The sequence below is a fragment of the Bradyrhizobium sp. LM2.9 genome (genome assembly GCF_054056555.1).
Genome location: NZ_JBSRYJ010000002.1, coordinates 3,276,809 through 3,292,187 on the forward strand (window position 1 = coordinate 3,276,809; position 15,379 = coordinate 3,292,187).

Annotated in this window: 12 protein-coding genes; 11 read left to right on the top strand and 1 reads right to left on the bottom strand. The window is 62.1% G+C overall.

From position 1 onward, the window contains the following. Window positions 1-104 precede the first annotated feature (104 nt). From ACVWW3_RS17520 to ACVWW3_RS17535, 4 genes are all read left to right on the top strand, one after another. On the top strand, window positions 105-1,178 hold the full coding sequence (locus tag ACVWW3_RS17520) for a glycosyltransferase family 2 protein (RefSeq protein ID WP_456672032.1): 1,074 nt from the start codon (window positions 105-107) through the stop codon (window positions 1,176-1,178). Next, on the top strand, window positions 1,175-1,882 hold the full coding sequence (locus ACVWW3_RS17525) for a class I SAM-dependent methyltransferase (protein WP_456649220.1): 708 nt from the start codon (window positions 1,175-1,177) through the stop codon (window positions 1,880-1,882). The genes ACVWW3_RS17520 and ACVWW3_RS17525 overlap by 4 nt, the downstream gene beginning before the upstream one ends. A 112-nt stretch (window positions 1,883-1,994) precedes the next feature. Beyond that, window positions 1,995-4,220, top strand: coding sequence for a hypothetical protein (locus tag ACVWW3_RS17530; RefSeq protein ID WP_456649219.1), 2,226 nt, complete (start codon window positions 1,995-1,997; stop codon window positions 4,218-4,220). A 198-nt stretch (window positions 4,221-4,418) separates the two neighbouring features. Then, a complete protein-coding gene (locus ACVWW3_RS17535; RefSeq protein WP_456649218.1) occupies window positions 4,419-4,829 on the top strand; it encodes a hypothetical protein in 411 nt (136 codons plus the stop codon). A 125-nt stretch (window positions 4,830-4,954) separates the two neighbouring features. Here the strand turns inward: ACVWW3_RS17535 and ACVWW3_RS17540 are convergent, their stop codons facing one another. Then, on the bottom strand, window positions 4,955-6,616 hold the full coding sequence (locus tag ACVWW3_RS17540; protein ID WP_456672033.1) for a hypothetical protein: 1,662 nt from the start codon (window positions 6,614-6,616) through the stop codon (window positions 4,955-4,957). A gap of 676 nt (window positions 6,617-7,292) precedes the next feature. On the opposite strand from ACVWW3_RS17540, the gene ACVWW3_RS17545 reads away from it, so the two are divergent. From ACVWW3_RS17545 to ACVWW3_RS17575, 7 genes are read left to right on the top strand one after another with little or no spacing between them, the layout of a single operon-like run. Further along, window positions 7,293-8,660, top strand: a complete 1,368-nt coding sequence (locus tag ACVWW3_RS17545; RefSeq protein ID WP_456672034.1) for a GHMP family kinase ATP-binding protein — start codon at window positions 7,293-7,295, stop codon at window positions 8,658-8,660. A 13-nt stretch (window positions 8,661-8,673) separates the two neighbouring features. Continuing rightward, the gene (locus tag ACVWW3_RS17550) at window positions 8,674-9,528 is read left to right on the top strand and encodes a class I SAM-dependent methyltransferase (protein WP_456649214.1); all 855 of its coding nucleotides are present in this window, start codon (window positions 8,674-8,676) and stop codon (window positions 9,526-9,528) included. An 8-nt stretch (window positions 9,529-9,536) separates the two neighbouring features. Continuing rightward, window positions 9,537-11,450: an N-acetylneuraminate synthase family protein gene (locus ACVWW3_RS17555; RefSeq protein WP_456649213.1), complete on the top strand. Its 1,914-nt coding sequence runs from the start codon at window positions 9,537-9,539 to the stop codon at window positions 11,448-11,450. Beyond that, window positions 11,450-12,139 carry an acylneuraminate cytidylyltransferase family protein gene (locus tag ACVWW3_RS17560; RefSeq protein WP_456649212.1) on the top strand — a complete coding sequence of 230 codons (690 nt, stop codon included), beginning with the start codon at window positions 11,450-11,452 and terminating at the stop codon, window positions 12,137-12,139. The genes ACVWW3_RS17555 and ACVWW3_RS17560 overlap by 1 nt, the downstream gene beginning before the upstream one ends. Continuing rightward, window positions 12,132-12,893, top strand: a complete 762-nt coding sequence (locus ACVWW3_RS17565) for an SDR family oxidoreductase (protein WP_456649211.1) — start codon at window positions 12,132-12,134, stop codon at window positions 12,891-12,893. Before ACVWW3_RS17560 ends, ACVWW3_RS17565 begins: the two co-directional genes overlap by 8 nt. Then, the gene (locus tag ACVWW3_RS17570) at window positions 12,890-14,497 is read left to right on the top strand and encodes an SDR family oxidoreductase (RefSeq protein ID WP_456672035.1); all 1,608 of its coding nucleotides are present in this window, start codon (window positions 12,890-12,892) and stop codon (window positions 14,495-14,497) included. Before ACVWW3_RS17565 ends, ACVWW3_RS17570 begins: the two co-directional genes overlap by 4 nt. Window positions 14,498-14,510: 13 nt before the next feature. Then, window positions 14,511-15,350 carry an SDR family oxidoreductase gene (locus tag ACVWW3_RS17575; RefSeq protein WP_456672036.1) on the top strand — a complete coding sequence of 280 codons (840 nt, stop codon included), beginning with the start codon at window positions 14,511-14,513 and terminating at the stop codon, window positions 15,348-15,350. Window positions 15,351-15,379: the final 29 nt, after the last annotated feature.

Consider the following 15,379-nt stretch of genomic DNA (forward strand, 5'->3'; position numbering starts at 1 on the left):
AGGCCCGGACGGCTTTGCGCGATGCGCCGCATCTGGTACTAGCATTTTTCAGCCGACATCAACCCCGACCAATACCGATACACACGGACAGGACATCAAACGAAATGCGCGGAAAGTCTGCTGACACAGAACGCAAGCTCATTTCCGTTTTGATTCCTGTCTTCAATGAGGAAGGGGGGGGGGGCAACATACGCAGGGCCTATGACGCGGTTCGCGATGTCTTCGAACAAATGAAAGATCGCTATACGTTCGAGATCATCTTCACGGACAACCACAGCACCGACAATTCGAGTGCTATTGTCTCCGAACTGGCGGCGGCCGATCCGCGCGTTCGCGCGGTGCGATTTGCCCGAAACTTTGGATTCCAGAGGTCCGTGCTCACGGCCTATCGTCTGGCCTCCGGAGATGCCGCCATCCAGATCGACTGCGACCTCCAGGATCCACCGACAGTGTTCCCCAGATTTCTCGATCTGTGGGAGCAGGGTCATGACGTGGTCGTGGGCATCAGGCGCTTTCGGCAGGAAAGCAAGTTGTTGCAGTGGGCGCGACGGGTCTATTACCGGCTGCTCAAGCGACTGTCCGACGACAATCTGATGCTCGACAGCGGCGATTTCAGGCTGATCGACCGCAGCGTGCTGGACCAGCTTCATCTGATCAACGACGTCGCGCCTTATACGCGCGGTCTGACCTCGCTGCTCGCGACCAAGCAGATCGGCGTAGCCTACGATCGACAGGCGCGCCAAGCCGGGGTTAGCAAATTTCCGGTCGGAAAGCTGATAGCGCTGGCGGTAGACGGATTGATCACGCACTCGATCTTCCCGCTTCGCCTCGCCGCCTTCATTGGGCTGGGAATCTCGGTACTGACCTGCCTCGCGAGCTTTTTCTACATCTTCTCGCGGCTATTCTTCGGCATCAACTGGCCGGCGGGCTTTGCCACGACAACAGTGCTGCTGCTGTTCGGGATCAGTCTCAACGCCATCTTTCTTGGCATCATCGGCGAGTATGTGGGACGCATCTACAATCAGGTACGCTCACGGCCGACGACGGTCATCGAGTTCAGCGTCAATATGCCGAACGTGTCCCTGGAACGCCTGGCACTACAGGCGCCGGCGGCGGCGGGCGTCCGAAGAGCACCGGTCGATATCCCCCGCCGAACCGGCACGGAGCAGGCGTCATGACGGAATTCGATCGATATCGCGACGGCTACAGCGCGCAAATCGACAGCGCGATCGCCTTTAGCGGCCAGCCTCAGGATTTTTTCACGCGCGCGAAGGCGCGCTACCTGCTGGATGCGTTCTCCAAGCTCCGCTCCCAGAACGACTATTCATTGCGACCGCTCGATGTTCTGGATATCGGCTGCGGACAAGGCTTGATTCATCCACACCTCCGGCCCGCGCAATCCGGCATCAAGCTGACCGGAATCGACGTCGCCGGTACCGTCATCGAAGAAGCCAAAGCCAGCAATCCGGACGTCCATTACGATGTCTATGAAGGCACGCGGCTTCCCTACAATGATCGCAGCTTCGACATCGCCTATGCGATCGCTGTCATGCATCACGTTCCGCCCGATGATTGGGAGTCCTTCCTCGTCGAAGCGGCTCGCGTGGTCCGGCCGGGAGGCCTCGTCGTCATCATCGAGCACAATCCGCTCAATCCGCTCACGCAGAAGATCGTCAGGAGCTGCCCGTTCGACGAGAACGCCGTGTTGCTCCGCTCCGGTCGGCTCGCCAAGCTGTTTCGTGCCGCCGGCATGCTCGACCCGAAGCGGCGATTCATTATCTTCACACCGTTCGATACGCCATTCTTTCACAAGGTGGAGACGAGCCTCGGCTGGCTGCCGCTCGGAGCGCAGTACTGCATGGCCGCCCATGTGCCCTCCTGAGGCGCATCACCCAAGCCTCGCGCGGAAGCAGCCCGCGTCGCCCAAAGTCGCGGCAAAGTGCGCCGTCCGTTGCCCTCGCACCTTGCCCGCCTGAGGCTTTCGGAACGGTTACATGAAATCAGTCATGCATGAGCATCGCCACGAGGCCATGCGGCAGCGATCAGGAGCCTGGCTCGACGACGTGGCGCCGCTGCTGTCGAGCGCAGCTCTGACGTTGCTCGGCCTTCTGTTCGAAATCGCGCTCGCCAAGCAGTTGGGCATCGAACCCCGGCTGCGAACCATGCTGGTCTTCATCTCGGGCATTTCGGTCCTGCCCATATGTACCGTGACACTGCAGTATTGGCTCGACCGTCGTTCACCCACGGCGGGTCGTCTGCTGGAAGCCGCGAACGTGTGGTGCTCAGTCGCTGCGCTGGTGAGCCTTGCCCTTGTCGCCCTCGCGGTCTGGGCCAGCAAGGGGGGCGTGGAATTCTGGCGCAAAGCCGCGCTGCACGTCGCCGAGGTCTCGGCTGTCGGGTATGTCGTGCTGATCGCGTCGCTGCGCTCCGCGTGCCGAAGAGAAGGCTTCCTTGATCGGGCCCGCGCGATCATTACGCGATGGAGTTCAAGGTCGACGCAAACGATTGCGCTCGTGTTCGCCTTTGCAGCCGCTCTGATCGCCCTCTTCAGGATCGAGCCGGGAAATCGCCATTTCAACCCGATCTTCAGCTTGTTCTTTCCGACGGTGCGCGGAGGATTTCCGGATCGGTCGAGCCTGCTGTGCGCAACATTGATCGCAGCCCTCCTCGTGGCAGGCGGCGCATGCCTAATGATGCTCGAACGGCGCCTTGCTGCGACCCATCCCGGCCGACTCCGGTCGGCTCAGCGGGCCGCCCTCGCCGTCGCGCTCGTCGCCAGCACCATCCTAAGCTTCGACTTCTCGCTCGCAGCCGACTCATTTCACTACATGACTGTCGTTGGTCCTGCCTTGCACCTCCTGCACGGCGGCACGCTGATGGTCGACACTTTCTCTCAGTACGGACCGGGCCCGGTCCTCGTCACCTATTTTGCGTTCCGGCTCGGGCCACCATCCTTCGCGGTGGCCAACATCGCCATCCAGCTCTGCAACCTGGTCTTCTACGGCCTCTTCATCGTCGCGCTGTGGCAATCCAGCTGGACCCGGATGAGCGCGGTCTGGTTCGGACTGGTGTTCATCCTGTTTTGGCTGTCCGGGTGGGACAACGGCCAGGGCAACGTCAATACCGCGCCTTCGGTGCTGGGGGCCCGTTATCTTCCCATCCTGCTCATGGCCGTCGGACTCGGCGCACGAGGCGGCGTCAGGCATTCCCCACTCGTTTTGCTTGCTGGCTTTCTCTCGGGCCTCTGGAGCATCGAGGCCTTCATCGGCGCGTTTGCCCTTTATGCCGGCTCGCTCACCCTGCGCAATTTCCGCGACCGGAGCTACGCCAGACTGGCGAAGGACCTCGCCATCGCAGCCCTGTCCATGATTTCAGGACCTGCCGCACTGTCGCTGGGCACGCTGCTGGCGGCGGGCAGTTGGCCAGCCTTCGATATCTATCACGGCTTTCTGTCGAGCTACAATCCCCTTGCACAATTCTGGTCCGTACCATTCGATGCGGTCTTCTGGGGCTGGATCCCGATCCTGGCCGCGGTCACGATCGCGGTCGCCGGCTGTTGGCTGTTGGTCATCGACAACAAACGCAGCTCGTTGCAGACCACGAGCGACGTCTGGCTGCGCCACGCGCTGCCTGCGGCAATACTCACGGCGATTACGGGCGCCTATTTCGCCGGCCGGTCGGTCGACTACACAGTGACCATTGCGCTCTTGCCGTTCGCACTGTTGTTCATTCCGGCCGCGCTATGGTTGGCAGGTCTCGCGTTGGGCGGAGATCGCGTGGCGGCCACGTTGACCGCGTTGGCGACTGCCGCGGTGTTCTGGGCCTCGATCTTCTCCTGCCTCTACATGTTTCGTGCCGACTCGGCTTATTCGCTGTTCCCCGGTGAATGCAGGGATCACGATCGGTGCACACCCGCTGCCCTGTACACGGCCTTGCACGAAAAGGTGGATCGCGAACTCGGTCTACGTTCCACAGGAAATTTTTTGTCCCTGGATCACTACGACCGCGCGATCGTTGCGGATGCAAAGCACCTGATCGACCAATACGCCGCGAGTTCGCCCAAAGTCACTGTGCTGCTCGGCGAAGGCGCAAACACTCAGCAGATGCTCAGCGACATTGCACTCATGTATGCGAACAAGTGGCACAGTTGGCCGCGATCCTTTACTTTTTCCGATGAACTCGCCCCGGCAATCTATACTCGCATCCTGGCACCGACGTGACGCTCGCGACCGGCGATCTGGTTGCCATGCGCCGAGACGAGACAAGCATCGGCTCGCTCGAAAAGGCCATTCTGGAGCGGGTCCGAACCCGCGGTTCTCTCTGCGCACTTGGCGGATCGACGCCCGAGGTCGTCGCTTACCGGTTCGAGAAGACGGAATATCGGCAATCTCCGAAAGCTTGCCACGAGCATGAGGTTGATGCTGAAGCCGCTGAACAATCCACCGCGCCGCTACAGGATCTTGCGTCATTCATTGATGCCCTTCGAACCGTGGGGGCGCGCTCTCCCGGACGGCCCCCTGGATTATTCAGCCCTGGAACGGGCGGGCGCAGCAGTTCCCCCGAACCTCGTCGCTGGCCGGCGGTCTCAGGACCCATGTCTTTGCAAATCTTTGCAAAAATCCGGATCTCTGCTGACCATCGATCTCTATTCCTTCGCCAAGACCATATGCCAACAGCTTTTGCCGGCCCTCAGCCAGTTCGCAGGCGTCGAACGAATGGCGGTCACCGCGACCTTGGCTGACGAGCAAAACGCTCCAGTTTCGCAAGCTCAAGCAAAGCTGTTGTGTGCTCGCGAAACGCGATTTCTCCGGATCATCATCGACCTCTGAGATCACCCGCAGTCCACGCAAGAACTGTGAGGCCCTCCCTGCACAGCCTTATTCGGACCCGATATCGTACCTAAACGAAAACTTGTTGCGACGGCCGGGACCGGAAGCTAACCGTTATAGAGCGCTCACGGCTCCGGAACGTTGCAGTCCACCCTGCGACCAACATGCGGCGTCGAGAGAACCAAAATCGTGCGCAACCCCGTTCCCGCTGTCCTTGCGCAAAGCTGTTCGTCACTCACAACCTCCGAGATCGCGTTTTCCGCGTAGAGGCTGGTCGTGTAGTAGATATCTCTCGCACACTTGAATTCTGGAGGATTGAGCCCTTTCAACATCGGCACGCCGAGGGTTGCCGGAACGAGAAAGGGATCTCCTCGACAGTCGACGAAGTTCGTCCAGAACGGCCGGTTGTCCGGCGCGACAAAAACGGCAACATGGCGCATCTGCGCCGAACTCAAGGAGAGCAGCGTCTGAATCGATTGCGCTCCCGGTCCGCGGCTAACATCGGCCGCTACCGCCTGCCGAAGTCTGGCGTCCGGCGTCAGCAGGGCTGCAATGGCGCGCCATGTCGAGAGCGGAGACACATCGCCTTCTCCGGCAAGCAGATGCGCGCGAGCGCGCAACTCCTGAAACTGCGCCGCCAATCTGAAGGGACTTTTCCTCTTCTCTTCGGTGGCCAAGCCCACGACAAGGGCGAGGACCAGGATGACGGCGGGACGAAATGCCGGAAGTTTTCTCTTTTCCACGATCGGAGCAAGGTAAGCGGTCAGGAAAACGATGCAAGTGAAAGTCCCGACATTGGCGAAATAGAAGGCTGAACCGCCCGCTATATCGAGCAATAGTGCAGGAACAAGACTTCCAATTGCGACGAGCGCGAGCACTTCGGCCAGCCGTTTCTCGCTCAACGAGCCGGAGAGCGACAGGCGCCCGGCCCCGTATAGCAGCAGTGCGTTGGCGACGATATTTGGCAGGGCCCCGCGCGGGTACTCGCGCACGAAACTGAGCGGGCTAAACGTACGAACGTAAGTGCCGGCATCGGGAGAACTGATCATGCCAGCCAGTCCGACCAGAAACCCGATAGGAACCGCAAGCCGGACGAGATTCAAAGGCGTCGGCCCTGTGCGACGCCACAGCAGGAATCCGGCGGCACCCCAAAAGATCACACCGACCGAGATCTTGGCGAAGAGGATCAGTATCCCAGCGATTACAAGCGCGAATGCGGGAGATCGGAGTGACGACCTTTCGTCGGCAATCTCTGCCAGCAGCGGCATTGCGAACAAGAACAGCAGCAGCGAGAAAAAGTAGCTCTCCGAGACTAGATACGAAGTCCACCCCCAGAGGTCGGCGACCATCAAGAGCAGGAGCGGAACGAACGTGGCGAGAGCGCTATCGGCCAAACCCTTTCCTGGCCGCAGCAGCACCCCTGCGGTCACAAGGCTGAAAAGCAACAACGGAATGGCTACGATTTGCGCCGCGAGATAATAGCTATCGAGCGTTGTGACGCCGAGCCAAAGGCCGACACATCCCATCCATATATGAGACAGCACGTGGTATTTGATCGGCAAGAAGCCGTCCAACCCCGTGCTCAAGCGCCCGGACTCCACAAGCATGTTGGCAATGGTTGCGTGGAACAGCGTGTCGAGGTGCTGCAGGCCCGTCAGCGTTTGCTCCGGGGTGAGAACGGTGGCGTATCCTTTCGAGTTCACCACGAAAAAATATCCGATTCCGGCACAGCAGCCGCTGACAGCGGCAATCATCAACGTACGCCGCGCCATGCCGCGCGCGATCACGGCGGAATGCTGGAGACCAAGAAAGATCAAGCCGAGCAAGATCGGGTAGATGACGACGTCACGCCAGGGTGCGATCTAGCCACGCCAGGCACGGCAGAAAGATTGTCGCGATCACTCCGAGGACCGCCCCGGCATGCCGCTTTTGACGCCGGACAGTCAGCACCAACACACAGGAGACGGCCGCCGCCAACAGCAAGAACGCCTTCACAAAAACGAGCCAGTGGAGACTTCCAAGCGGCCAGCGCACGATCGCGCATATTGCGGCCGATGTCGCCGACATCGTGCAGATGAATACCGCAGCGAAGCCGATCGCGGCAGCTACGGGCGAGTCCGGGCTTGCCCAGGAAGTCCGATCCAATGCTTCAGGCCGGGGTTGGGAAGAATGCACGCAGGTTACGTCCTTCTGAGGCCTGTTCGGGAAGATGTTCGAGCAATTCGTGGCGCGAGACGAGGCTGTCGCATACCGAATTTTGAGCCCACCGGCCAGTGCGCATCCCCCGACCAAGGGTCAAATCGGAACCAGCAGCGCCGCCACTGCGCCGCGGTCCGGGCGCTCGCTGGAAACTTGCATCATCCGCCCCCCTGCCGTATCTAACAACCCCGACCTAGGCCTTTTCGAGTGGCTTGCCACCCGGGGATAAGGGCTGGAATTACCTCCGCTTTTTGGACCCAAACCTTGGCAGACAAGAGCCACGTCACCATTGCCGAGACAGAGACGATTGAGGAAGCCTTCCGGCGCCTCAACGCCAACATGCTCGGCATCCTCTTTGCGCAGGATTCGAACGGACGAATCGTCGGCGCGGTGACGGATGGCGACATCCGCCGGCGGATGCTCACAGGCATCACGATCCACGACCAAGTGGCAGCCTGCGTCAACCGCAACTTCGTCTGGGCACACGCCGGCGGACCACGGGAACGAATTCTCAAACTGCTCGACCAGCGCGTACACGTCGTCCCCATACTCGACGCCGATGGACTGCTGGTCGACTTCTTCAGCCGCGAGCTGTTCAACCTCTCGGAGGAGAACGAGGTATTCGCGCGCGCCCGTTCGCCGGTGCGGATCAGCTTCTCGGGCGGCGGCACAGATCTTACCCATTATTTCATGGTGAATGACGGCGGCGCAGTCATCAACGCCACGATCAAGACGTACGCCCATGCGACGTTGCGGCGTCGAAGCGATATCCGGATCAAGATCTATTCGCACGATTTCCGCTGCGCCGTCGAAGCCGATAGTCTCGCCGAGCTCGGCACTGACGGAGATCTCGCTCTGATCAAATCGGTGGTACGTTTGATCAAACCGACCTACGGATTCGAGCTTGAGGTCTCCGCGGACTTCCCGGTCGGCTCCGGCCTCGGCGGCTCGGCAGTGGTCTCATCGGCCATTATCGGCTGCTTCAACGAATTCCGATCAGATCAGTGGGACCGCCATGAAATCGCGGAGATGGCGTTCCAGGCTGAACGTTTGATGCTTAACATTCCCGGCGGCTGGCAGGACCAGTACGCGACGGTGTTCGGAGGCTTCAATCACATGGAATTCTCCTCCGACCAGAACACTATCGTGCCGCTGCGCCTCGACGCCAACATCATCGCCGAGCTCGAGGAGAGCCTGGTGCTTTGCTACACTGGTTCGGGTCATGACTCCGGCGCGATCCATCGCGATCAGAAGGCCCAGCACGAGACCACCGATGCGGCGGCGGCCGCCGCCAAGCAGAAGGAAGTGACGCGCGAGATCCGCAGGCACCTCCTGCGCGGCCGGCTGCTGCAATGCGGACGCCTCATCGATGAAGCCTGGCACGCCAAGCGCAAGCTCAGTTCGAAGATCTCATCGAGCGAGCTCGACGCCATTTACGATTTCGCCAAGTCGCACGGCGCCGTCGGCGGAAAGCTGCTCGGCGCCGGTGGCGGCGGCTATTTCATGTTCTTCGTACGCCCGTTCGAGCGCTACCCGCTGATCTCGGCGCTGGAACAGCGAGGGCATGGCTGCTCGCGCATCATGTTCGAGGAGAATGGTCTTCGAACCTGGAAGTCGCGTTTCAATAATTGACCTGAGGCCGATGATGCTGAGCAGCGATGGAGGTTCGTTGGTAACCACGGGTGCCGAAGATCACGCCGGATCCATTTCCCGTGACGTCTGTCCGCTCTGCGGTTCGAAAGCACGATCTCGATTTCGCGCCGTCGAACGCGGTGGATCGACCTATCACCTCGAACAATGCTCCGATTGTGGCTTCGTGTACACCTCGACCGCACGTTTCGATACGGCGGATCACGGGGATCTGGCAAAACTCTATTGGCGTTTCCGCAGCCGTCATCATCAGATCAGACGGTTGATCCAACTGCACCTGAAGCCGGGAGCCCAGATTGTCGAAATCGGCTGCGGGCGGGGAGAACTCGGCTACCTCATGAAGGATGACCCTTACAGATATACCGGCTATGAGCCCGCCAGCGGCCTGTCCCATTTCGGCCAGCAGCACGGCGTGAACATCGTCCATGATTTCTTCAAGCCCGAGACGGCGGCTCCCGTCGACGCCATCGTCATCGACAACGTCCTCGAACATGTACTCGATCCCCAGCAGCTGCTTGCGGACGCGGTCAAGACGTTGAACGGCGGAGGTATTGCCATTGTGATTGTCCCCAATCGCAACGATCTGCGGCAGATGGTGCCGAGTTGGCGCGATGCACGACACTGGATTCCGCCCGACCACATCAATTATTTCTCCCTGAGCGACGTCAGGAAGATGTTCGCCTATTGTGGCTTGCAGGCCACGCCGTTCGGATTCCACGCGTTGACCGCGCGCGACTATCGATATTTCCCGCGCGCGGTGCTTGAAACCGCAAAAATCTCGCTGCTCGGACATAATGTCTACGCTGTGAAACCCGAACCATCGGAAACAGGAGCCATGCTGGCGCGATGAATAGTGCCGTGATTCGGAATCCGACGACCGCAAAGATTGGAAACCGCTCTGTTGGAGACGGTGCGCCCTGCTACGTCATCGCCGAGATCGGCAACAACCATAACGGCGACTTCGATCGCGCCATTGCGCTGGTCGATGCCGCGGTCGCGGCCGGCGCGGATTGCGCCAAATTCCAGATGCGCAAGCTCGACGAGGTCTATCGCGCTTCGAGCCTGTCCGGGAAGGACGACGACCTCGCCGTCGAATACACGCTCGATCTCCTGCGCCGCTTCGAGCTTCCGACCGCGCAGCAGAAGAAGATTGCCGAGTACTGCGCAGCAAAGGGCATCGAGTATCTCTGCACGCCCTGGGACGCAAAGAGCGTCGCCGTGCTCGAAGGGTTCGGCGTGCGGGCCTACAAGGTTGCCTCCGCCGACCTCACCAATCTGCCGCTGCTCGCGTGCCTTGCCGCCACCGGCAAGACGCTGATCGTCTCGACCGGCATGAGCACGACGGACGAAATCAAGACCGCGGCGAAATTCCTCGACGACCGCGATGCGAGCTACGTGCTGCTGCACTGCCAGAGCACCTATCCGGCCGCGCTCCACAACATCCATCTGCGTTTCATGGAAACGCTGCGCGAGATCCATCCGGTCGTCGGCTATTCGGGCCACGAGCGCGGCGTTGCCGTTTCGACGGCGGCGGTGGCCCTCGGTGCCGTCGTCATCGAACGCCACATCACGCTCGACCGCGAGATGGAAGGTCCGGACCATGCCGCGAGCCTGGAGCCAGAGGAATTCAAGACGCTGGTCTCGGGCATCCGCGAGGTGGAAGCGGCGCGCGGTGAGAAACTGGCCGAGCGCGCGCTGAGCCAGGGGGAGCTCATCAACCGCGAAAACCTTGCCAAGAGCCTGGTGGCCGCGCGCGAGCTTCCGGCCGGCACCGTGATCTCCGACAGCGACATCGCCGTGAAGAGCCCGGGACAGGGCCTGTCGCCATTGAAGATGCCGGCGCTGCTCGGCCGCAAGCTCACGCGGGCGATGGCGACCGACGATTATTTCTTCCAGAGCGATCTCGACGAAGGCACCGCAAAAGCGCGGCGCTACCGCTTCGATCGGCCCTGGGGCGTGCCGGTGCGCTATCACGACACCAAGCGCTTCCTGGAGATCTGCGAGCCTGATATCATCGAGTTTCATCTCAGCTACAGCGACATGGAGCGCGATCCCGCTGCGTATCTCTCCGGCACCTACGATCTCGGCTTCGTCGTACATGCGCCGGAGTTGTTTGCCGGCTCCAAGCTGATGGACCTCGCAACCCCTGACGAGGCGCTGCGGCGCTATTCGCTGGAGCAGACCCAGGCCGTGATCGACATCACCCGAGGCCTGAAGAAATTCTTCCCCAAGACGAAGCGCCCGTCCATTGTCGCCAACATCGGCGGCTTTACCATGGACGAGCCATTGCCGCCGGAGGAGAAGGCCGAGCGTTATCGCATCTTCGCCCAGAGCCTGAAGGAGCTCGACATGGACGGCGTCGAGCTGACGCCGCAGACCATGGCGCCGTTCCCATGGCATTTTGGCGGCCAGCGCCATCAGAACATCTTTATCTTCCCGGAGGAATCCGCCGCGTTCTGCGCCAAGCATGATCTGCGCATGTGCGTCGACATCTCCCATACCAAGCTTGCCGCCAACCATTTCGGCTTCGACTTCGCACAAGGCCTGGCGCAGCTCGGGCCGCACACCGCGCATCTGCATTTCGGTGACGCCAAGGGGCTCGACGGCGAAGGGCTCCAGGTCGGCGAAGGCGAGATCGATTTCGACGAGATCGGGCGGGTGCTGCGCAAGCATGCGCCGACCGCGTCGTTCATCCCTGAAATCTGGCAGGGCCACAAGAACATGGGCGAAGGCTTCTGGATCGCACTCGAGCGTCTCGAGGGGCATATCTGATGGCGCGCAAGACGCTGGCTGTGATCGCCGCGCGTGGCGGCTCCAAGGGCATTCCGCACAAGAACCTGCTCGATCTCTGCGGCAAGCCGCTGATCGCGTGGACGGTCGAGCAGGCCCGCGCGGCGCGCGGCGTCGACGTGGTGGCGGTGTCTTCCGACAGCGACAACATCCTCGCTGCGGCCGAAGCCGCCGGCGCCGTCGGCGTGCGGCGCCCCGAAGACATTTCGGGTGACCTCGCCTCCTCCGAATCCGCCTGGCTGCACGCGCTCGATGCGACCGACGAGCGGATGGGACGGTTCGAGCGCGTCGTCGCGCTCCAGGCCACCTCGCCGATCCGCGAGTCCAGCGACATCGAGAACGCGCTTGCGATCTTCGACCGCGACCATCTCGACAGCCTGCTCTCGGTCTGCGAGGTCGAGGATTATTTCAACTGGCGTATCGGCCAAGAGGGGCCGGAGCCGATCAACTACGATTATCGCAACCGCCGCATGCGGCAGCAGATCGAGAAGCGCTATCTGGAGAACGGCTCGTTCTACGTCTTGGTACCCTCGCTCCTGCGCGAGCAGAGCAATCGTCTCGGCGGCAAGATCGGCTTTCACGTGATGGAGCGTCACAAGATGTTCCAGATCGATCGTCCCGAGGACGTCAAGCTTTGCGCCGCCATCATGCGTAGTTACGGTTATGCCTGACCTCAGCGCCTTCTCTCTCGCCGGCAAGATCGCGGCCGTCACCGGCGCCTCCCGCGGCATTGGCGCTGCGATTGCGGCCGGCCTGATAGATGCTGGTGCCACGGTGTTCGGCCTCAGCCGTTCCGGGACCGCGCCACAGGGCGTGAGCGCGATGGCCTGCGATCTCGCGGATGATGCGAAGATCACGCAGGCATTCGACGACATCGCAAAACAGCACGGACGGCTCGACGTGCTCGTCAACGCCGCCGGCATCAGCCTGCCGCCATCGAACGCCGAAACCGAGCTTGCACGCTTCCGCATGACGCTCGGGACTGACCTCACCGGCGTCTATGCGACCATCCTCGCCGCTTATCCGCTGTTGAAGACGGCCGGCGGCTCGATCATCAACGTCACCAGCATCAATTCGGTGCGCGGCTTTCCCGGCAATCCCGGCTACGTGGCGGCGAAGGCCGGCCTTGCCGGGCTGACGCGCGCACTCGCCGCCGACTATGCCGCCGACGGCATCCGCGTCAACGCGCTCGCGCCGGGCTATGTCGCGACCGAGATGACCGCGAAGAGTTTTGCCGATCCCGCCATGCACGAAGACCGCCGCCGCCACACCATGCTCGGCCGCTGGGGCCAGCCCGCCGACATGGTGGGAGCCGCTGTTTTCCTGGCGTCGGACGCCTCCGCCTATATGACCGGCCAGGAGATCTTCATCGACGGCGGCTGGACCACCAAGGGCCTCGCCATCAGCTCGGACAAACAACCGTGACCGCAACGCTCGAACGCATCGGCTTCATGCAAGGCAGGCTGTCGGCTCTCGTCGACGGCAAGATCCAGGCATTCCCCTGGAATGAATGGCGCGAGGAATTTCCCCGTGCGAAGGAGCTCGGCCTGACGCGGATGGAATGGACCGTCGATCAGGAACGGCTGCGCGAGAACCCGCTCACGACCGAGCCCGGGCAACAGGACATTCTGGCGCTGTCGCGCGAGAACGGCGTACGGATCTCGAGCCTGACCGGCGACTGCTTCATGCAGGCGCCGTTCTGGAAGGTCGATGCCGTCGTCCGCGACGCGCTCGTCGCCGACCTCGATCTCCTGATCGCCGCCTGCAGCCGCATCGGCATCGAATTCGTCGTGATCCCGCTGGTCGACAACGGCAAGATCGAGCGCGAGAGCGAAAGCGATACGTTGAAGCGCGTGCTGCTCGCTCGCTCCGAGCAGCTTGCAAGACGGAACGTCAAGATCGTCTTCGAATCCGATCTGCTGCCGCGCGAGCTCGCCCGGTTCATGGAGACGTATCCAGCCGACGTCTTCGGCATCAACTACGACAGCGGTAACAGCGCTTCGCTTGGTTATAACAGCGACGAGGAGATCGGTGCCTACGCGCCGCGTATCCTCAATGTGCACGTAAAGGACCGCATTCGCGGCGGCACTACCGTGCCGCTCGGCACCGGCAACGCAGATCTTGCCAAGACGATCCGGCTGATCGAGCGATCCGGCTACAAGGGCCAATATATCCTGCAAACCGCGCGCGCCGCCGACGGCGACCACGCCAGGCGCACTGGCGAAATACCGCGATATGACGGTTCGCTGGATCGAGGACGCGGCACGATGAAGCTCGAGCTGACCGATCGCGTCGCTCTCGTCACCGGCGCCAGCCGCGGGATCGGGCTTGCGATCGCGATGACGCTCGCGGCAGAAGGCGCCAAGGTCGCGCTGGCGGCGCGCGGCGCCGATGCGCTGAACGCCGCGCGTGCCGCAGTCGGCGGACGGAACTCGATTCACCTGGCCGATGTCACCGATCCCACCAACGCCGCAGCCCTCATTCAGGACGTCGAAAAGCAGTGGGGCCGGCTCGACATCCTCGTCTGCAATGTCGGCAGCGGCGCATCCGTGCCCCCGGGGAAGGAAACCGCGGCGGAATGGTCGCGGGTGATCGACCTCAATCTCTTCGCCACCACCAACATGATCGAGGCCGCCCGGCCGCTGATGGCGCGCGGCAGCGGCGACCGCACCATCGTCTGCATCTCCTCGATCGCAGGCATGGCCGCACTCGGCGCGCCCGTCGCTTACTACGCCGCCAAAGCGGCGCTGAATGCGACCGTGCGCGGTCTGGCGCGCCCACTGGCGCTGGAGGGCATCCGCATCAATGCGGTCGCGCCCGGAAACATTTTGAGCGCGGACGGCACCTGGGCGCGGAAGATCGCCGAAAACAAACAAGCAGTCGACGACATGCTCCAGCGCGAAGTGGCGCTACGCCGGCTCGGCACTCCCGAGGAGATCGCCGACGTCGTCGCCTTCCTTGCTTCGACCCGCGCCGCCTTTATCACCGGCAGCGTCCTGGTGGCCGACGGCGGCCAGCTCAGAAGCTGAACAGGAGCCTTCGATGGCAAATCCCTTCTCCCGCTACGACCTGACCGGACGGACCGCCCTCGTGACCGGCGCCGGCGGCCTGTTGGGCAAACAGCATGTTGCAGCGCTCAGCGAAGCCGGCGCGCGCGTGGTCGTCACCGACGTCGGCTTGACGCAGGCCGAAACCGCCGTCGCCGCGCTGAAGCAGGTCGCGGCTTCAGCCGATCTGATCGTCCTTGCGATCGACGTCACTTCGCTCGAGTCGGTGCGCGCCGCGAACGAGCAGCTTGCAGGCCGCGGAGTTACCATCGACATCCTCGTCAACAACGCCGCCATCGATCCGAAGGTGACGTCGAACCCGGGCATCATGCACTCCTCGCGCTTCGAGGCGTTCCCGGTGCCGCAATGGCAGAACGAGATCGCCGTCGGCCTGACCGGCGCGATGCTGTGCGCGCAGGTGTTCGGCAACGAAATGGCCAAACGCGGCCGCGGCGTGATCCTCAACGTCGCCTCCGATCTCGGCGTGATCGCGCCGGACCAGCGGCTGTATCGGCAGCCGCATGTGGCGCGCGAAGAGGAACAGCCGGTGAAGCCGGTGACCTATTCCGTGATCAAACACGGCCTCATCGGATTGACGAAATATCTCGCGACCTACTGGGCCGACCGCGGCGTTCGCGTCAATGCGATCTCGCCGGGGGGCGTCTTCAACAACCAGGATCCGGCGTTCGTCGAACGGCTGACGCGCCTGATTCCCATGGGGCGTATGGCCGAGGTCGACGAATACCGCTCCGCCGTGCAGTTCCTCTGCTCGGACGCATCGAGCTACATGACCGGTCAGAACCTGGTCATAGACGGCGGCAGGAGTGTGTGGTAACCACCGCCATTCCCCCATTTCCCAAAAAA

Bases quoted from the DNA above. Each gene is read 5' to 3' on its own strand.
- ACVWW3_RS17565 (WP_456649211.1), top strand. From the start codon at position 12,132: ATGCCTGACCTCAGCGCCTTCTCTCTCGCCGGCAAGATCGCGGCCGTC.
- ACVWW3_RS17560 (WP_456649212.1), top strand. From the start codon at position 11,450: ATGGCGCGCAAGACGCTGGCTGTGATCGCCGCGCGTGGCGGCTCCAAG.
- ACVWW3_RS17550 (WP_456649214.1), top strand. From the start codon at position 8,674: ATGCTGAGCAGCGATGGAGGTTCGTTGGTAACCACGGGTGCCGAAGAT.
- ACVWW3_RS17575 (WP_456672036.1), top strand. From the start codon at position 14,511: ATGGCAAATCCCTTCTCCCGCTACGACCTGACCGGACGGACCGCCCTC.
- ACVWW3_RS17520 (WP_456672032.1), top strand. From the start codon at position 105: ATGCGCGGAAAGTCTGCTGACACAGAACGCAAGCTCATTTCCGTTTTG.
- ACVWW3_RS17535 (WP_456649218.1), top strand. From the start codon at position 4,419: ATGCTGAAGCCGCTGAACAATCCACCGCGCCGCTACAGGATCTTGCGT.
- ACVWW3_RS17525 (WP_456649220.1), top strand. From the start codon at position 1,175: ATGACGGAATTCGATCGATATCGCGACGGCTACAGCGCGCAAATCGAC.
- ACVWW3_RS17530 (WP_456649219.1), top strand. From the start codon at position 1,995: ATGAAATCAGTCATGCATGAGCATCGCCACGAGGCCATGCGGCAGCGA.